Annotated in this window: 18 protein-coding genes and 3 tRNA genes; 12 read left to right on the forward strand and 9 right to left on the reverse strand. The window is 43.1% G+C overall.

Features of this window, described 5'->3' with window-relative positions:
* Positions 1–355 precede the first annotated feature (355 nt).
* The 9 genes from P2W71_RS19270 to ilvA all read left to right on the forward strand — a co-directional run bounded on the left by P2W71_RS19270 (position 356) and on the right by ilvA (position 10921).
* Positions 356–709, forward strand: a complete 354-nt coding sequence (locus tag P2W71_RS19270) for a GIY-YIG nuclease family protein (RefSeq protein WP_276372952.1) — start codon at positions 356–358, stop codon at positions 707–709.
* A gap of 799 nt (positions 710–1508) precedes the next feature.
* Positions 1509–1982 (forward strand): AraC family transcriptional regulator, encoded by a 474-nt coding sequence (locus P2W71_RS19275; RefSeq protein ID WP_276372953.1) that lies wholly within the window; start codon positions 1509–1511, stop codon positions 1980–1982.
* 168 nt (positions 1983–2150) lie between these two features.
* Positions 2151–3455: a pyridoxal phosphate-dependent aminotransferase gene (locus P2W71_RS19280; protein WP_276372954.1), complete on the forward strand. Its 1305-nt coding sequence runs from the start codon at positions 2151–2153 to the stop codon at positions 3453–3455.
* A 316-nt stretch (positions 3456–3771) separates the two neighbouring features.
* The gene (gene ilvE, locus P2W71_RS19285; RefSeq protein WP_276372955.1) at positions 3772–4659 is read left to right on the forward strand and encodes a branched-chain-amino-acid transaminase; all 888 of its coding nucleotides are present in this window, start codon (positions 3772–3774) and stop codon (positions 4657–4659) included.
* Positions 4660–4714: 55 nt separating this feature from the next.
* Complete coding sequence (ilvD, locus tag P2W71_RS19290) at positions 4715–6394, forward strand: dihydroxy-acid dehydratase (protein ID WP_276372956.1); 1680 nt, start codon at positions 4715–4717, stop codon at positions 6392–6394.
* On the forward strand, positions 6369–8129 hold the full coding sequence (gene ilvB / locus P2W71_RS19295; RefSeq protein ID WP_276372957.1) for a biosynthetic-type acetolactate synthase large subunit: 1761 nt from the start codon (positions 6369–6371) through the stop codon (positions 8127–8129). Before ilvD ends, ilvB begins: the two co-directional genes overlap by 26 nt.
* A gap of 9 nt (positions 8130–8138) precedes the next feature.
* Complete coding sequence (locus tag P2W71_RS19300) at positions 8139–8432, forward strand: ACT domain-containing protein (RefSeq protein WP_276372958.1); 294 nt, start codon at positions 8139–8141, stop codon at positions 8430–8432.
* A gap of 57 nt (positions 8433–8489) precedes the next feature.
* A complete protein-coding gene (gene ilvC / locus P2W71_RS19305; RefSeq protein WP_276372959.1) occupies positions 8490–9560 on the forward strand; it encodes a ketol-acid reductoisomerase in 1071 nt (356 codons plus the stop codon).
* A 107-nt stretch (positions 9561–9667) separates the two neighbouring features.
* Entirely contained in the window at positions 9668–10921 is a 1254-nt protein-coding gene (ilvA, locus tag P2W71_RS19310) for a threonine ammonia-lyase IlvA (RefSeq protein ID WP_276372960.1), read from the forward strand.
* A gap of 255 nt (positions 10922–11176) precedes the next feature.
* Here the strand turns inward: ilvA and P2W71_RS19315 are convergent, their stop codons facing one another.
* From P2W71_RS19315 to P2W71_RS19350, 8 genes are all read right to left on the reverse strand, one after another.
* The gene (locus P2W71_RS19315) at positions 11177–11698 is read right to left on the reverse strand and encodes an N-acetyltransferase (RefSeq protein ID WP_276372961.1); all 522 of its coding nucleotides are present in this window, start codon (positions 11696–11698) and stop codon (positions 11177–11179) included.
* Positions 11699–11891: 193 nt separating this feature from the next.
* Positions 11892–13052 carry an FAD-dependent monooxygenase gene (locus tag P2W71_RS19320; RefSeq protein WP_276372962.1) on the reverse strand — a complete coding sequence of 387 codons (1161 nt, stop codon included), beginning with the start codon at positions 13050–13052 and terminating at the stop codon, positions 11892–11894.
* Positions 13022–13201 carry a hypothetical protein gene (locus P2W71_RS19325; RefSeq protein WP_276372963.1) on the reverse strand — a complete coding sequence of 60 codons (180 nt, stop codon included), beginning with the start codon at positions 13199–13201 and terminating at the stop codon, positions 13022–13024. The genes P2W71_RS19320 and P2W71_RS19325 overlap by 31 nt, the downstream gene beginning before the upstream one ends.
* Before the next feature lie 515 nt (positions 13202–13716).
* Positions 13717–14352 (reverse strand): peroxiredoxin, encoded by a 636-nt coding sequence (locus tag P2W71_RS19330; RefSeq protein WP_276372964.1) that lies wholly within the window; start codon positions 14350–14352, stop codon positions 13717–13719.
* 572 nt (positions 14353–14924) lie between these two features.
* A complete protein-coding gene (locus tag P2W71_RS19335; RefSeq protein ID WP_276372965.1) occupies positions 14925–15548 on the reverse strand; it encodes a hypothetical protein in 624 nt (207 codons plus the stop codon).
* A complete protein-coding gene (locus P2W71_RS19340) occupies positions 15508–16161 on the reverse strand; it encodes a hypothetical protein (RefSeq protein ID WP_276372966.1) in 654 nt (217 codons plus the stop codon). The genes P2W71_RS19335 and P2W71_RS19340 overlap by 41 nt, the downstream gene beginning before the upstream one ends.
* The gene (locus P2W71_RS19345; RefSeq protein ID WP_276372967.1) at positions 16161–16907 is read right to left on the reverse strand and encodes a TIGR04255 family protein; all 747 of its coding nucleotides are present in this window, start codon (positions 16905–16907) and stop codon (positions 16161–16163) included. The genes P2W71_RS19340 and P2W71_RS19345 overlap by 1 nt, the downstream gene beginning before the upstream one ends.
* Before the next feature lie 200 nt (positions 16908–17107).
* Positions 17108–17179, reverse strand: a tRNA-Thr gene (locus P2W71_RS19350).
* 184 nt (positions 17180–17363) lie between these two features.
* On the opposite strand from P2W71_RS19350, the gene crcB reads away from it, so the two are divergent.
* The 3 genes from crcB (at position 17364) to P2W71_RS19365 (ending at position 18058) form a co-directional block, all read left to right on the forward strand.
* Positions 17364–17744, forward strand: a complete 381-nt coding sequence (gene crcB, locus P2W71_RS19355) for a fluoride efflux transporter CrcB (RefSeq protein WP_276372968.1) — start codon at positions 17364–17366, stop codon at positions 17742–17744.
* Positions 17745–17818: 74 nt separating this feature from the next.
* Positions 17819–17902, forward strand: a tRNA-Leu gene (locus P2W71_RS19360).
* A 74-nt stretch (positions 17903–17976) separates the two neighbouring features.
* Positions 17977–18058, forward strand: a tRNA-Leu gene (locus P2W71_RS19365).
* 63 nt (positions 18059–18121) lie between these two features.
* On the opposite strand, the gene P2W71_RS19370 is transcribed toward P2W71_RS19365, so the two are convergent.
* Positions 18122–18904, reverse strand: coding sequence for a LexA family transcriptional regulator (locus tag P2W71_RS19370; RefSeq protein WP_276372969.1), 783 nt, complete (start codon positions 18902–18904; stop codon positions 18122–18124).
* Positions 18905–18966: the final 62 nt, after the last annotated feature.

An 18966-nucleotide genomic window follows, 5' to 3' on the forward strand; every position in this document is an offset into this window, starting at 1 on the left:
CCATTTAGATGCGCGTTCCTGAGTGCTGGAGGTGTGTAAGTAAGAGGGAGCGAAGGATCTGATGCGGGTTAGCGTGCTGTTCCAAGTGTGCTCATTCGAAGGGGCAGATCCTTCGCGCCGCGCGGGGCGAACGCGCAGGGCCTTGCTCAGGACATCGGATAACTGGGGAGGGTGGGCTTTCGAACAGTCGATTCTTTGGGGGATCGGTTAACGGGGAGAGTGGGGTTTTGAACAGCTCGATTCTTGGGACATCGGGAAAGGGTGACGGGTGGGTGTTTTCAAAGGGCGGGTACAAGGTCTTTCTGATCCGATTTCTAGTATTATCTTTGATTCACCGTTAGCTTAATTATTCATCATGCTTCACTCCGCCTGGGTTTATATACTCACGAATAAAAACAATACGACGCTGTATGTTGGTGTAACGAATGACCTGCCTACTCGACTTTGGGAACACAGGACAATGCGGAATCCGAGGTCTTTTACGGCGCAGTATAATTTGTTTAAGCTGATTTATTATGAGGGGTTCGAGACTGTCTCGGAAGCGGTTATATATGAGAAGTTCTTAAAAGGGAAAAAGCGTCAGTGGAAAACGGATCTTATAGAAAAGGTGAATCCGGAGTGGAGGGATTTATTGGTTTCTTTTGAGTCCGATATCCTGGGAGGTGGGCGTGTGTTGGCAAGAGCGAGCGAGGGATCTGATGCAGGTTAGCGTGCTGTTCCAAGTGTGCTGTTCCAAGTGTGCTCTTTCGAAGGGGCAGATCCTTCGCGCCGCGCGAGGCAGACGCGCGGGGCCTTGCTCAGGACATCGGATAACTGGGGAGGGTGGGCTTTCGAACAGTCGATTCTTTGGGGCATCGGTTAGCGGCGAGGGTGTGTTTTGAACGGCCGATTTTTGGGGCATCGGTAAATGGATGCGTGCTTTTCAAGCTTTTTTTTCGAAACGATTTGTTGGGGTGTGCTGGCTCCTCTTTCGGATCCGATTTCCTGAGTGGTGGAGGTGTGCTGGCATGCGGGAGCGAAGGATCTATTGCAGGTTGACGTGCTGATCAAAGGGCGCTCTTTCGAAGGGGCAGATCCTTCGCGCCGCGCGGGCCGACCGCGCAGGGCCTTGCTCAGGACATCGGATAATTGGGGAGGGTGGGCTTTCGAACAGTCGATTCTTTGGGGCATCGGTTAACGGGGAGGGTGTGTTTTGAACGGCCGATTCTTGGGGCATCGGTAAATGGATGCGTGCTTTTCAAGCTTTTTTTTCGAAACGATTTGTTGGGGTGTGCTGGCTCCTCTTTCGGATCCGATTTCCTGAGTGGGAGACGTGTGATGGGATGCGGGAGCGAAGGATCTGTTGCAGGTTGACGTGCTGATCAAAGGGCGCTCTTTCGAAGGGGCAGATCCTTCGCGCCGCGTGAGGCAGACGCGCAGGGCCTTGCTCAGGACATCGGATAGCTGGGGAGGGTGTCCTGGGGAAGAGGGTTCAAAAAATAAAATTCAAAACGCTAAACGATCGACCTTTGATTGCGTTAATTAGGTACAAAAGTACCCTCAGAACTTTTTACTACTATCATTTTCTCATGGTACCCATTCCGCATAAAATTCTTACCAGAAAACACGAAATAACGTCGCGGTTCCTGGATCTTCTGGATGCACATATCGACGATATCCTGGCAGGAAAGATCAATTATGCCTATAAAATCAAGGACTTTGCGAAACGTCTCCTGGTTTCGCCGACTCACTTTAGCAACATCATCAAGCTTACTACCAAAAGATCACCAGGTGAATTCGTAGAAGAACGTCTTGTGGCGGAAGCCAAAAAGATGCTCAGCGAAACAACCATGTCGGTTGAAGAAATCAGTCACAAGCTTACTTTCCAGGATCCGGATGCATTCAGAAAATTCTTTAAACGTTCGGAAGGAAAAACTCCCCTTGAGTACCGCGGCAGGTTTAGAATAGTGGAGTTCATGGAAGCGGTGACTAGTAAATGGTAGTTGTAAATCGGCCGATTTCCAGGTGATAAATAATACGTTCGCAGATGGCGTGATCACCTTGTGATCCGTGGCTATCAACCATTAGTCGTGGACGTTTTGAAAATTTTTTTCACATTCTTCTTGAATCCTTCCTTCAAAAAAACCAACATCGCTGCTTGAAATTCAAGCATGAGACAGAAATTACTTAATGAAGGGGCAAGCGAACTCAGTTATGAGATCAGGGAAATTGTAAAAAAAGCTGATCAGCTAAAGAAACTTGGGCTCACTATCTCCTGGGAAAATATCGGTGATCCTATCCAAAAGAATCATAAACTTCCTCAGTGGATCAAAGATATCGTGTCTGACCTGGTTAGCAAAGATGACACCTACAGCTACTGCCCTTCAAAGGGAATGTTAGAAACGCGTGAGTTTTTAGCAAAGCAAACCAACGACCTGGGTGGTGTTCAAATTACTGCGGAAGACATCTGTTTCTTCAACGGACTGGGTGATGCTATTTCAAAAGCTTATCAATTTATCTCGAGAACATCACGGGTTATCGGGCCCTCACCTGCCTATTCAACACACTCAAGTGCTGAGGCTGCCCATGCCGCTCACGAGCCGTTAACGTACCGGCTGGACCCAAATAACAAATGGTATCCCGATCTGGATGATTTGTATAACAAAGTAAAGTATAATCCTAACATTGTGGGCATCCTGATTATCAACCCTGATAATCCAACAGGCATGGTGTACCCACTGGAAACACTGCGGCGCATTGTTGACATCGCGAAGGAATTTAACCTCTTCCTGATCGCCGATGAAATCTACATCAACATCACTTACAATGGCGCACGTGCGTATGCCCTCTCCGAGATCATTGACGATGTGCCGGGCATCTCGATGAAAGGTATTTCAAAGGAGTTACCCTGGCCAGGAGCACGATGCGGTTGGATGGAATATTATAACCGCGACAAGGACGAAGACTTTAACCGCTTTTGTAACGCACTCGACAATGCAAAAATGATCGAAGTATGTTCAACAAAGCTTCCGCAGCTTGCTATTCCAAAAATCTTAGGTGACAGTCGCTTCAAAGCCTATCGTGAAGAAACCAATAAAAACATTGGAAGAAGAAGTAAAATCATTGCGGACATTTTGCATACCGTGCCCGAGTTGACCTTCAATGAAACCTTTGGTGCTTTTTACAACACCATCATCTTCCGTGAAGGAACGTTGAAGCCACATCAGGAAATGAAAATTGATAATCCGAAAATCAAAATGCTGGTTGAAGCGTGGGTAAATCATCAGGATATTCCGATGGATAAACGCTTTGTGTACTACCTTCTTGGGGCAAAAGGAATTTGTGTCGTACCCATTTCTTCATTCTGCTCGGAACTTCAAGGCTTCCGTGTGACGTTGTTGGAAGAGGACGAAGAAGTGTTAACTAAAACATTTTCCGCTATCCGTGATGGCATTGTAGAATATCTCCACAGCTAACAACTGTTCTTCTACCTAACATTTGTTACATGCTGATAATGAAATATTTCTACTAAAAATCTTGAATTATAAACGATAATTCGTGACAATTGTACTCGCACAGAATAATATGCTGAATTCAACAAAATTATCGGAATACAGATCAATCTCCTCTTGGATGGTTGATATGCTTTCTGTGCTTCTCATTGTCGTGATAATTCTTAAACCCGCAGGGGCGATAGTGATATAATTTTATAACGAAAAAAATACACAAACCGCCCCGAAAACCTCGGGGCGGTTTTGTTTTATAGAGCTAAAACAAACTAACAATTGTTATATGTACTACACGAAAGACACAATCCTTTTCCAGAACGGCAAGTTCGTTAAAGCGGTTGATGCTCATTCCGATCTTTACAGTCAGACATTGCACTATGGGCTAGGTGTATTCGAAGGGATCCGCGCTTATCAAACGATGAATGGCGTAAAACTTTTCAAAGCACAAGAACATTTTGAGCGTTTAAAGAAAAGCTGTGCGTTGGTAGGCATACCTTTCCAATACGATACTGAGGATCTGATACAGATCGCGTATCTTCTTCTGGAAAAAAATCAATTGTCGGATGCGTATATCCGTCCGCTCGTTTATTGCGGACCCAACATGACTTTAACACAACCAACGGAAGTTCATCTGATGATGTGCGCCTGGGAGTGGGATAAATATCATGGCGATAAGATGCTGAAGGTTTGTCTTTCATCTTTCCAACGACCTAACCCAAATGCATTCAAAACAGAGGGTAAGATCACTGGCCACTACGTTAACTCGATCATGGCAACCAGTGAAGCACGCAGCAGAGGATATGATGAGGCCTTAATGACCGATATGTACGGATTTATTGCCCAGGCACCCAGTGCTAATTTCTTCCTTGAGAAGAACGGTGTACTATACACACCTCCACTTGGCCACATTGTGCAGGGTATCACGAGACAAACCGTGTTCAACATTTGTCAGGAACTGGATATCCAGGTGATCGAAAAGGCCATGAAACCTGAAGAACTAGAGGGCGCCGACAGTGCATTCCTGTGTGGAACGGCCGCTGAAATTGCAGGTATCGAATCCGTTGACGCAAAATATTTCAAGCTCGATTGGTTTGATAGTCTCGGTGCCAGCATCCAGGAAGCATACAAATGCCAGGTAAGAGAAAAATCATTTAGCTACGTAATTATTTAATCAGTCATAACACACACTCATGCCAGCAAGGGCTGGTTGTTTTTAAAAAAGGACGATGGAATTTAACAAGTACAGTAAGACGATCACACAAGACCCAACGTTGCCAGCAGCGCAGGCGATGTTGTATGCAATTGGTTTAACAGAAAAAGATTTAGAGAAAGCGCAAGTCGGTATTGTCAGCACAGGATTCGATGGCAATCCCTGCAACATGCACTTGAATACACTCGCACAATCCGTGAAAACGGGTGTGTGGGAAAATGATTTAGTCGGATTGATTTTTAATACGATTGGGGTAAGCGATGGTATCAGCAATGGTACAGAGGGAATGCGTTACTCGTTGGTAAGCCGTGAAGTTATTGCCGACTCTATCGAAACCGTCTGTGGCGCTCAATACTACGACGGCCTTATCGCTGTAGTAGGATGTGATAAAAATATGCCCGGTGCATTGATGGCGATGGGCCGATTAAATCGTCCTGCGATCATGGTGTACGGTGGTACAATCGCGGGAGGACACTGGAAAGGTCAGCAACTGAACATCATCTCTGCATTTGAAGCCTTGGGCCAAAAAATGGCAGGGACAATCACTCCCGAAGATTTCAAAGGTATCGTTCAAAATGCTTGTCCAGGTGCCGGCGCGTGTGGTGGAATGTATACAGCCAACACGATGTCTTCAGCAATAGAAGCTTTGGGGATGTCGTTACCCTACTCTTCCTCGAACCCGGCGTTGAGTCCCGAGAAAGCGGAAGAATGTAAAGCTGCAGGAAAGGCGATCAAGTTATTGCTTGAACGTGATCTGAAACCTCGCGATATCATGACTAAGAAAGCATTTGAAAATGCAATCTCAACGGTGATGGTACTGGGCGGATCGACCAATGCAGTGCTTCACCTGATTGCGATGGGTAAAGCGGTAGGCGTACAAATTACACAAGAAGATTTTCAACGCATCTCCGATAAAACTCCCCTGCTTGCCGATTTAAAACCGAGTGGAAAATATTTAATGGAAGATCTTCATAAGATCGGTGGTGTTCCGGCAGTACTTAAGTACATGCTTGAGAAAGGATTTCTTCATGGAGATTGCATGACTGTAACCGGTAAAACCATCGCCGAGAATCTGAAAGATGTTCAAGCGCTTGAGTTTGAAAAACAAAATGTGATCTATCCTGTTGAAAGACCACTGAAACAAACGGGGCATTTGCAGATCATGTATGGCAACCTGGCCAGCAAAGGCTCTGTAGCAAAGATTACGGGCAAAGAAGGAGAATTATTTAAAGGACCTGCCCGCATCTTTAATGGCGAGTTTGCATTGGTAGATGGTATCAGGGATGGAAAAGTAAAAGCCGGCGATGTCGTGGTCATTCGCCACGCAGGACCGAAAGGCGCGCCTGGTATGCCGGAGATGTTAAAACCGACTTCCGCTATCATGGGCGCAGGACTTGGGAAGAGTGTTGCCCTGATCACGGATGGAAGGTTTTCTGGCGGATCGCACGGTTTACTGATTGGCCATATCACTCCCGAAGCACATGAAGGCGGACTCATTGCCCTCGTGGAAGAAAATGATCTTATCGAAATAGACGTTCGAAAGCATACGATCAACCTGTTGGTTGACGAAGCGACAATAGCAAAACGAAGAGCAGCCTGGACACCTCCTAAGCTGAATGCGAAAAATGGAATCTTATTGAAGTATGCTAAACAAGTAAAAACTGCTGCCGATGGATGCGTTACTGACGAAGAATAAGACTGCAACAGACCCCGATAAGCGGGAGCAGTCAAAAGAAAAAATTTCCGGATCAGAAATTCTGCTCCGATGCCTTGTTGAAGAACAAGTAGATAAAATATTTGGATACCCGGGTGGTGCTATCATGCCTATCTATGACGCCCTATATCATTTTGCCGACAGACTTACCCATATTCTTGTGCGTCATGAGCAAGGAGCAATCCATGCAGCACAGGGATATGCGCGTGTTACAGGACATCCCGGCGTTGTGTTTGCAACCTCTGGCCCAGGCGCAACAAACCTGGTTACCGGCCTTGCTGATGCATTGATCGACTCTACTCCATTGGTTTGTATCACAGGGCAGGTCTTTGCGCATTTGTTAGGAACCGATGCGTTCCAGGAAACGGATGTTGTGAATACAACCATTCCCGTCACCAAGTGGAACATTCAGGTAACGGAAGCGAAAGACATTGCACCTGCAGTAGCGAAAGCGTTTTATATAGCCCGTACAGGCCGGCCTGGTCCGGTGCTGGTAGACATCACCAAGAACGCTCAAAACGAAATTATCGATGCCCCTGAATATCGCAAGTGCGAAAGCATCAGGACTTACAAACCCAAACCAGTGCTACAACCTGATCAGGTGGAGTCAGCTGCCAAACTGATCAATGCCGCGAAGAGGCCTTACATTTTAGCCGGCCAGGGTATTTTGCTTTCAGATGCCACTGCAGAGTTGCGTGCATTTTCTGAAAAAACTGGAATACCAATAGCGTGTACGCTGCTGGGGCTGGGGACCATTCCTACTGACCATCCTAATTATGTTGGGTTCCTGGGTATGCATGGCAATTATGGTCCGAACCTCAATACCAATGAATGCGATCTGCTGATTGCAGTCGGTATGCGTTTCGATGACCGCGTGACTGGAAATGTTAACAAGTATGCGAAACAGGCCAAGGTTGTTCATATAGAAATTGACAAGGCTGAGATCAATAAGATCATCAAGGCCGACGTAGCCGTACATGCCGATGCTAAAGAAGCATTGCAAGCTTTGATCAAAAAATGTAATCCAAACAAACATGAGGAATGGATTGCTTCATTTACAAAGCTCAATGATATCGAGTACGAAAAAGTTATCAGGCACGAGTTCAACCCTACCGGTATTATCACCATGGGGGAAGTTATTAACCATCTCTCCATCTTAACCAATGGAGAAGCTATCGTGGTTACCGATGTTGGTCAACATCAGATGACGACGTCCCGCTACTATAAATACAAAAATCCGCGTACTAACGTGACGTCTGGTGGTGCAGGCACCATGGGATTTGCCTTACCAGCAGCCATGGGAGCAAAACTCGGTGTTCCTGAAAAACAAGTTGTTGCTGTCATCGGAGATGGTGGTTATCAAATGACTGTTCAGGAATTGGGTACGATCATGCAGTACAAGATTCCGGTAAAGATCCTGGTGTTGAATAACAGCTTCCTGGGTATGGTTCGCCAATGGCAGCAATTGTTCCATGAAAAGCGATATTCTTTTACAGAAATGGCGAACCCCGATTTTATTAAACTGGCAGAGGCGTACAGCATACCTGCACGTAAAGTAGAAAAACGTGAAGACTTGCAAGATGCGATTCAAGAAATGCTGGATTCGAATGGCCCCTATTTTTTGGAAGCAGTAGTAGGAAAAGAAGATTGTGTATTTCCAATGGTTCCTGCAGGCGCAGGCGTTGCAGAAGTATTGTTGGAAGCACCTAAAAAATAAAGAAATGTTATGAAGCAGAATTTCACACTTCAGATTACCTCAGACAATAACTTTTCAATTCTGAACAGAATTGTAAATGTGCTGAACCGTCGGAGAGTCCGGATCAAAAAATTAATTGCGCATGAAAATGAAGATGACTTCATGAGAGGAGGCGCAATACTGTTGGTCTATACTACACCCGACATGATGGAAAAAATAAAACACCAGCTTGAAAAACTTATCGAAGTAGAACAAGCTAATTATTTTTCCGGAAGCGAACTGTATTTCGAACTCAGCAACCAAAACAATAAACAAGTAGCATAACCCGCCTGATGGCAATCCGTAAACTAAACTCGTAAACAAAAAAAACTAAATCATATTATGGCAAAGATCAATTTTGGAGGCACCGTTGAAGAAGTTGTAACACGCGAAGAATTTCCAATGGAAAAAGCACTTGACGTTCTGAAGAACGAAGTAATTGCAATCATCGGTTACGGCGTGCAAGGACCTGCGCAAGCGTTAAACCTTCGTGATAATGGCTTTAAAGTTATTGTAGGCCAACGCAAAGACTCCAAAACATGGAACAAAGCTGTTGAACACGGCTGGGTTCCAGGCGAAACATTATTTGAAATTGAAGAAGCCGCAAAGCGAGGAACAATCCTTCAGTTCCTTCTGTCTGACGCTGGTCAGATTGCATTGTGGCCTACTATCAAACCTTATCTGACGAAAGGAAAAACGTTATATTTTTCACACGGATTTGGTATCACGTTTAAAGAACAAACCGGTATCATCCCTCCTGCTGATGTAGACGTAATTCTTGCAGCTCCTAAAGGTTCAGGGACTTCCGTACGCAGATTATTCCTGCAAGGAAAAGGTATCAACTCCAGTTACGCTGTGTTCCAGGATGCTAGTGGAAATGCAAAACAAAAAGCAATTGCTCTGGGAATCGGTTTAGGATCAGGATATCTCTTTGAAACTGATTTCAAGAAAGAAGTTTACTCTGACTTAACAGGTGAACGTGGAACCTTGATGGGCGCTATCGCCGGAATTTTCGAAGCACAATATGAAGTGCTACGTGCCAACGGCCACTCTCCTTCTGAAGCGTTCAATGAAACAGTTGAAGAGCTTACCCAGAGTCTGATGCCATTGGTTGCAGAAAACGGAATGGATTGGATGTATGCTAACTGTTCAACTACTGCACAACGCGGAGCCTTGGACTGGAAGAAGAAATTCAAAGCTGCTACATTACCTGTATTCCAGGAATTGTATAAAAGCGTTGCTTCCGGACAAGAGGCTAAACGTACCATCGAAACTTGCAGCAAACCTGACTACCGTGAAAAGCTGGCAGAAGAATTAAAAGAAGTTCGTGAAAGTGAACTCTGGCAAGCCGGCGCCGCTGTTCGCAAACTCAGACCTGAAAAGGCTACCGTAGAAGCTAGTATGATCAATTAAAAAATTGTGCTTTTGCGTCTTTACGGTAAATCTTTAACCGTAGAGACGCAAGAGACGCAAAAAAATACACGATAAAAGTGTAGATAGAAGGAAGAGGAAGAAAAGTAATGCCTGCCACAACACAAGCTCCCAAATTAGATATCAACGCAGCAGCAGAAACGTTAAAATCTGTGGTGCTCAAAACACCGCTGCAATTTCACAGAAAGCTATCACAAAAGTTTCAAGCTGAGATTTATGTGAAGCGTGAAGATCTGCAAGTAGTCCGTTCATACAAAATCCGGGGAGCGTATAACCTGATTCAAAGCCTGACGGATGAACAAAGGCAACGGGGTGTAGTATGCGCCAGTGCAGGTAATCATGCACAAGGTGTTGCCTTCGCATGCCAGCATCTTAATATTCGTGGCGTAATCTATATGCCTGCTATTACACCAAAGCAAAAGATCAACCAGGTAAAAATGTTCGGTGGCAAGAACATTGAAATTGTATTGATCGGCGATACGTTCGATGAATGTCAGTCGCACGCGCTGGAATTCACACAATTGAACGACATGGTTTTTATTCCACCCTTTGATCATCTTAAAGTAATAGAAGGACAAGGAACTGTTGGAAAAGAAATATTGGATGAGTTATCCAACATCGATTATATTTTTACTCCCATCGGTGGTGGTGGCTTGTGCGCCGGTGTAGGACAATATTTTAAATTATTATCACCCCAAACTAAAATTGTTGGCGTTGAACCTTTGGGTGCACCTTCCATGAAGGAAGCATTAAAGGCCGGCAAGCCAGTCGTGCTGGACAAGATCCAACGTTTTGTGGATGGGGCCTCAGTGAAAAAAGTCGGCGATCTTACTTTCGAACTTTGTAAGGACGTGCTGGTAGATATGCTGCTGGTACCGGAGGGAAAGGTGAGTACTACGATCTTACAATTATACAACGAGGACGCTATTGTAGCGGAACCCGCGGGCGCTTTATCAATTGCCGCGCTGGATCAATATGCTGATCAGATCAAAGGCAAAAAGGTTGTGTGTATCTTAAGCGGAGGTAACAATGACATCGACCGTATGCAGGAGATCAAAGAACGCTCGCTGTTGTACGAAGGTCTTAAGCATTATTTCATTGTACGTTTTGCGCAACGTCCGGGTGCGTTAAAAGAATTTGTCAATCATATCCTTGGGCCGAATGATGATATCGTGCGCTTTGAATTCATTCAAAAGAACAACAAGGAAAGTGGGCCGGCGCTGATTGGGATTGAAGTAAAATCAAAAGAAGATTTTAATGCATTGATCACGCGCATGGATAGTCATTCGTTAAATTACACGCTCGTGAATCAAAACGAGAATCTGTTTGAGTATTTGATTTAGGGGAACATGCAATGCCTTGGTGTCACGCAACGGCGCGAGGCTCGCAAGGATTGGCTCGCATAGGTATCTGTCTTAATTAAATTCCATTCCGTTTCTATTAGAGAATCTTGTCACGGGTTACGTTTTTGTTCTTTTCCGAAAATCAGTTCAAAGAATATTTCATTTGTGAGACGTGACTCCCAAAATGCTTTATCTCACGCAACGGCGCGAGGCTCGCAAGGATTGGCCGCAAAGGTTCTGTTTAATTTATCAGGTCTAGAACTCAAAGTTCGGATTTTGCCAGCCCATGGGGATGTCAGCTTCATAGTGACGATCCGTGGTTCTTATTCTCATTTCCAAACGGCCTTCGATCAGAAATCCGAGGGATTGATATAGCGCTATCGCTTTTTCGTTGCTCTCTCTGGCAATTAATTCTACGCGGCCAACATCAGGATGATTGCGGGCAATTTCTTCCAGGAAGATTGTCAGTATTGTTCGCCCCATTTTTTTTCCTTGAAACTGCGGATGGACAACGAGTGTAAGGTCACTCAAGACATGATCAAATGTTTGCGGGCCTGGTTTATAGGCATGGATTTCAGCGATAAGTTCATTGGCATTTTCGGGATGTTCGCCAACGACAATTAACCCTGTGGCTAAGCTTCGTTCTAAGAAACCATCAACATATTCAGGTGTAATTTCATGCTCGAGCCGGGCGATTCCCCCTTCCGTTCGCGCGACGGCTTTGTAGAGCTTAATAAGGGCGGGAGCGTCATCAAGATTGGCTGTACGGTAGCGCATGTATGCAGGGTGTTAATCGTCCGACAAATTAGGTGTCGGTTTTGAAATAATTGCATTTTTCTTCAGTATTAAATTCCACAATAGGAATTCGTGTTTTGTTTAGGATCCCTGCGCTTTAACGTTGGCTGTTATGGAGAAATTAAAGGAAAGACAAGTACCTAATACAACCGGGCTGATCGTGAAATCCGGAACATTAGTGTAAACTAACTTCTTGCAAAAACTTGACTTGTCTTTCAGCGAAAGAAGATGGTGTGAGCTTTACCAATGAATTTCTGACGGTGGTTAACAGTGGATTTTCCCATTGCGCTACCTTACCCAATTGCCAAGAATCATTCACAATCGTCGTCGTTCGTTTTATGCGTTTTCGCTCGAAAGCAACAAAGGCATCTTCAACGGTGTTGCTACCCGCGACAGTGTTGGCAAGAATCGCTGCATCTTCAATTGCCATGCAGGCACCTTGGCCCATATTTGGTGTAGTGGCGTGAGCCGCATCTCCCATTAATACGATATTACCAAATGCAAATCGCTTCAATGGTTTTATGTCGATGATGTCATTCCAAATTAATTGATCGTTCCGGGTATGTTGTAAAATTTCAGGGATAGGTGTATGGAATTTCCCGAAGTGGTTCATCAGTTCAGGAACTCCGTAGACGCGTTTTAGTGAATCATTTTCGTTGGCGTTGATGCAGGCGAACCAATATAGTCGGTTTTTATTTACAGGTACGATTCCAAACCGATGGCCCCGACCCCATGTTTCAGATGTCACATCGAAGTCGATAGAGGCGGGCAAATTTTCAATTACGGCACGCCAACAAGTATATCCTGCGTAACGTGGAACACTTCCGGGAATCAGTTTTTTTCTGAACACGGAATGGACGCCATCACAAGCGATGACATAGTCGGATTCAGATGAAGATCCATCCTGAAAATTAATCTTAACGCCTGATGAAGTTTGCGTAAAATCGACGCAGTTTTTTCCGAGTTGTAATGTATCCTCTTTCAGATGCCGCAAAAGCACCTCATGAAGGTCTGCCCGATGAATGGTGAAATTATTGACAAGCTTGTACTTCCGGCTGATCCTCTCTGAATCTGTTGTGGTTAAAACATTTCCATGCTGATCTTTAATGCTTATCTTTTTGATAATGGAGCCTGCTTTGAGAACATCGTCACTGAGACCGATGTCCATGAATGCTTTTATCGCATTCACTCCCAAGCCCAACCCTGCACCTAGGGGTCGTATGAATGGTGCACTCTCGTATACGGTAACATGAAATCCTTTACGTTGCATGGCGATGGCTACGGTGAGCCCGCCAATTCCTCCTCCTACAACGGCAAAGCGTTTTGATCTACCCATTGAAGTTTAAAAAGGTAAGGCTTGCTTTTCTTAACGCGTTTTTGAAGTCTCTCTTCATAAATAAGCCGGTTGAGATTCAACTGCGCTTGATAAAACTGTTTCAAATAATTATTAGTCGAAGTCATCACATTCAATTGATCATTTTTCATAACGTATACATTTTATTAATACGACAATTAAAGGACTAGATACCCCTATATCATTTCAGAATTTATCAAAAGCTTGTGACTGTTATCAAAAAATAAGTCACTTCAAAAGTCAGCTCAAGGTAATTGTTGATGGTCCCGGTTTATGGCCTGCTAAAAAAGTATCAACCTTTAAAGTTGGTTTATATACGAATAAAGTCCTAGATGGGTTTGTTTCTCTATCGACAAATTTCCGTTTGAGTCGTTTTGTGGTCTGCAAACCCGCCTGATTAATTCCTTCCAAAAGCTTAAAAGTTAAGTCTAAGGGGAGAAGCCGTTGCTTAGTGTCGTCATTCGGCTACATACTTCTCAAAAGGACGGAATTTCCTTGGAGGATCGAAGAAAGCCTTATGGTCGCAAATCAGATGATGCGCAAATCCGAATTAACGACGAGAAAAGAGAAGAACGCTCTAGATAATTTCCAACGTTTGCATTTAAAAAATGCTCCGACAACGGAGCATTTTTTTTTGTATTGAACCTTACAAATTGGGCTGAGGTGTTGTTCTCAAATAAGGCTTAATTTTTTTATGTCCTTTTGGAAACTTGGCGGGTACGTCTTCATCTTTTACGGCAGCTGTGATAATTACATCTTCTCCTTGCTTCCAATTGGCAGGTGTAGCAACGCTGTATTTAGCAGTGAGTTGTAAACTATCAATCACGCGAAGAATCTCATCAAAGTTTCGTCCGGTGGAAGCCGGATACGTGATCATCAGCTTGATTTTTTTATCGGGACCGATAATAAAAACAGAACGCACTGTGAACTTGTCGGTCACGTTGGGATGAATCATTCCATAGAGGTTCGATATTTTAAAATCCGGGTCTGCGATTAGCGGATAGTTCACAACGGTGTTCTGTGTTTCGTTGATATCGCCAATCCATTTTGTATGCGAATCCAATGGATCGGCACTAATTGCCATTACCTTTACGTCACGTTTGTCAAATTCAGCGCGCAGTTTAGCTACAGCACCAAGTTCAGTCGTGCAAACAGGGGTAAAGTCGGCAGGGTGAGAAAATAAAACACCCCAGCTATTGCCTAACCATTCATGAAATTTGATCGTACCTTCTGTTGTTTGTGCGGTAAAATCAGGGGCAACATCGCCTAATCTAAGTGACATATTATATAGGTTTTTAGTGAAACAATTAATTGAAATATAAAAGTATACAACTCTCTCCGGTTTGTAAATCCCAGAATAAATCTAGGTCAGGATAATGTATGTATGGCTAACGGAGTTTAGTTGTTTTAAGTTTGGCTCGGCGGGCTTTAAACATTTTGGGACGCGGAGGCCGTCCGTATTAAAGGAAAAACGATAAGTCAAAATGAGGACCATACGAAAACGAAATTGAAATTGGCGACCCGGACGGAGAAGCGTTATTATAACGCGGCGTCTAAAGAGCTAAAAGAATTTGTCGCGCGCGACCTGGAGCATTTTTAGATTCATGGGATTTCGGGGAACCTTTCAAAGCTTGGGGTTCCTGTAGTTCGTCATGGCGACAAGGTCAAGAATGTTGACCCGGTTATAAACGATCGTAACACTTATTCATTGCAAAAGGAATGGAAACTACTTTCGGGCTCAAATGGATACAAACAGGTAATAGGATTAGGCCCGAAGAGGGAAGACATTCATTAGATTTTAGTTGGGAGGAGGGTGAAAGCCTTCCTTTTTAAATTTAGATACTGCATCAAGCATCAAGTGTAAAAAGAAATATCAATAGACTGGTACGATGGGATTTCAAATTTTCCTTTTTCCTGAATAAATGCCTTCGCAGCAAGGAGGACGCGTTTTATCTCTGCTTTCTTCCTTTGTCTCTCGTGAAGCTCCGAAATATCTTGACCGTTATGAAACCACCTTAAGGAAACGTGCCAAAAATTTGAATTTGTAGGTGTATGTAGTATCTTACAAATCGGGTTTACGTTTGATCCATCTGAATACTGCACCTCATAATCATCGCACTCGCTAATTGGCAGGAAAAAAAAGCCGCGATTTTTATTGATGATAAAATCTTTTTCGAATTGTGGAACCCGTGCGGGACTGCTTGCTTCCTCCCATTCTGAATTAAAATAATTTTTAAATTCCCCCTGAGTCAATTCAATGTATATGTCATCAAGTTCAAATGTTCCCAATAAGTTATTTGAAAAATCTCTGATATGATCAGTCTGACGGACAATGCAATCTTCTCGCACTCTCCCATCTTGTGGATCCTTATTGTCCTTTGTATCGGTGAAGTGAATTAGGTAATAATTATGAAGAGGTTGAAAATTAACAATTTTCCTAAAATTCTGCTGTGGCAAAATATGGTTCGGATATTGCATTGGGAAGAGGAGTTGACACAGGGATTTTATCTTTGTTAACCAGTAATTCTTGAATTTTTTCAAAAGTGTTTTCGATGCCTCCACCATACGCAATAACAACTTTTCCATCCTTGTAGATATTTACAATTGCCTCAACATTATCTTCTGTCTCGTTATCAAAAAAAAGTTCGAGATAGATATTATTTTCTTTGACGATTCCCTTGAAAAAAATACTACAATCGTCAGTTAAATTAAAGGATACAAAATCAGGCTTAAGTTGAAGAAATTGATGAATTGCACTTTTAAACTTATCCCAAACGAAGTCTTTTGTAAAAGAGGCAAAATGAGGCCTCTTTAAGTTCCAATCTTTTGAGAATTGAGATATGTACTGAACGTACTTTCTGTCTTTTTTTTGTTGCGCAGCGGCTCTAATGGAGGAGAGTGACAACGTTGCACCTTGTGAAGCTTGGTTGCCAATCAGTGATAAATATGGAGTCGATTCGCCAATGACCACAATGGAAGGAATTATATAACTTTTTCCGGTTTCCACTGTCCAGTTTGGTAACGACGCGTGAATACCAATGTTTGTAATTGGTGTATTAATTTTTGTTTCGAGGCTTTCCGCGGGTGCCATCAGTATTCTGGATTTAACGTCTTTAGAAATTCTTCACTTAAAAGTGAAAAGAAAGTAGACTTCTGTTTAAAGTGAGCCTTGTCAATACTATCGGTAACATCTCTAACATTGGTTGAAGGAGACTTATAGAATTTTATAACATCAATGTCTACCATAGAGAACTTGCGCTGAACATTGTTTTCAAAACGCTGAAAGTTATTTAGTAAGTTAAGGATAATTTTAAATGCCTCTTCATCATACTCCGACCTTAGTTGTGTGGTGGAGAAATTTTTATTTGAAATATTGAGGCTCAAAGACATCTTTAGCTTCTGAAATATTTCCATGTCATCGAATTGACTGATATAACGGACCCCAATTCTTTGAATGTTTTCTATGATCCCCCTTTCAAACATTATTTTAAGTGCATCACTAATAATGGAATGCATTTTTTCCCACCCGGGATAACCCTTAAATGAATTAAATACTAACGTGTTAGAATTAACAGTGACCTTAACAGATTCGTTTTTGTCAAGAAAAAAACCACCTTGGAAAACACCCGCCTGGAATTGTCCAAAATTTAACTCATTCCCGTCCGGCAATCTAACAACTTGTTTCGATGGCGGAGTTCCCCCTTTAAATTCAAATATGTCTTGAAGGTGATTTTCAAATCGACCTATTACAAGTTCTGGTGGGCACAATGGATTAAAAACAATTTGAACGACACTATCCTTTATATTATCAGGTGTGATTTTTCGTGGAATTTTCATTAAACGTTAATAGGGTGCCTTTAGAAACGCAAAATATACATTATTGGTTTGACTCATTCATGGGTACCAAAAAGCAAGACATCGACAAATGTAAAAAATCTTATCAAAATGTGCGGTAATTTTGGGGTTGTGTTAAAGTTGTGTCAAAGTTATTTGTACACTATATTGATATACACAATTCAAGTATCTGATTATCAACGAGCCGAGAATGGGATTTGAACCCACGACCTGCTGTTTACGAAACAGCTGCTCTACCCCTGAGCTATCTCGGCTTTAACAGTCACGAATCTAATTTATTTATTTAAAAAACGACAGAAGATTGATTGATATGAAATGACGATCGGAGGGACTGATCAATTTAAAACTCTAAAACTGAAAAACAGAAATTAAGATTGATTCCGGAAAATCGTTAATCTTTACATTGCTAAAAAAACTCTTTAACCTTTAAACTCCATTATGAACCTTTACCATCTATTGATTATTGGACTCGGTGGATTTGTAGGCAGCGTCTTTCGCTATGTTACCGTTAGATTGGTTGATGACAAGCTGAATGCTTTGTTTCCGTACGGGACATTGACAGTAAACATTATCGGTTCCTTTTTACTGGGAATTATTTATATGCTTGCCATTCGAAAGACAGGGCTGACGGAAAACGGAAGGTTATTTCTGGGGGTCGGATTCTGCGGTGGCTTTACAACATTTTCAGCCTTTACCCTCGAAAATTTTAACCTGATTCAACAAAAACTCATTGGAACTTCGGTTCTCTATATTTCTTTGAGTGTGGTAGCGGGAATTCTGGCGCTGGCAGCGGGGGTTTGGGTAAGTCGATTTTTATAAAGCTTTTGTTAAATCTATAAAGGTTGCTACTTTTGTCGCCCACTCATTGTTTACACACTCACACGATATACTTTGCCCAGGTGGTGAAATTGGTAGACACGCTACTTTGAGGTGGTAGTTCCTTAACCGGTGTGCTGGTTCGAGTCCAGTCCTGGGCACATGTTCAAGATCTGTAGAGACAGGCTTTTTGGGGTCTCTACAGATTAAGTTTTTTTAACCCTGAATCTTTTCCGCCGAAGTGGTGAAATTGGTAGACACGCACGTTTCAGGGGCGTGTGGCGCAAGCTATGCGGGTTCGAGTCCCGCCTTCGGCACGTTATGGAAAAACAAAGGGACGCAACACTGGCGTCCCTTTATTTTTTCATCTCTTTTTATATCTATGTTTTTTTCTTTAGCCGTTGTACTTCAGACTGAAGTGACAAGACCGTGTGCGCCAGATGATCCACCGAAGCATTGGTATTTTGAAGATCCGGAAATTGCGTTGAGAAAAAAGCTTTAGCCACCCATAGCTCCAAAACATCATTCATGTCAATGGCGTAGGGTTCGTACTGTCTATTGTCCGAAACCAACAACAACTTCCCTTCCGACTGGATAAAATTAAAAACCCTTTTAAAAACGATGCCATCTTGTTTGGTCACTAAAATATAAAGTTTTCCGTTTTTAATAGACCCTATATTTTCGAGGTATTCGCCAAAGATGATGCTGCCCGGTTGAATAGGGAGCATTGAGTCACCTTGTATTTCAAACGCCCGGTATGTTTTATTTTTTGGCAGGATGGGCATGCTGATCTTCGGAAGATCCTTTACAAATTCAGGATCCTGGTAGCCCGAGAGGTAGCCCGCCGAAGCTTTGTGAGAAACCAGTTCAACGTTCTCCTTATTATTGCTGTCGACGGTAATTGCCAATACTTCCCTCTTGCCGCTACTCATACTTTTCCTTTCCTTCTCTGATATCCGGCTTAAATCCTGTTTCACAAGATCATCCAGATTGACATTGAAAATTTTCATGATATCGAGCAATGAAGCTAACGGTGGGGTAGCACGCTCTTCTTCATAGGCACCAATGGCGGCTTGTTTTAATCCTAACTTTTCCGCTAACTGTTTTTGCGTCATCCCTTGTTGAACGCGAAGGAATTTCAGGTTTTTATTTACGATCGCCATTTGTCTGATTTACGGTTTTGAAGTTTCAATGTTGGAGTTTGAAGTTATCTCTTATGAAGTCG

The sequence above is a fragment of the Chryseolinea sp. H1M3-3 genome (genome assembly GCF_029360725.1).
Classification (GTDB): Bacteria; Bacteroidota; Bacteroidia; order Cytophagales; family Cyclobacteriaceae; genus Chryseolinea.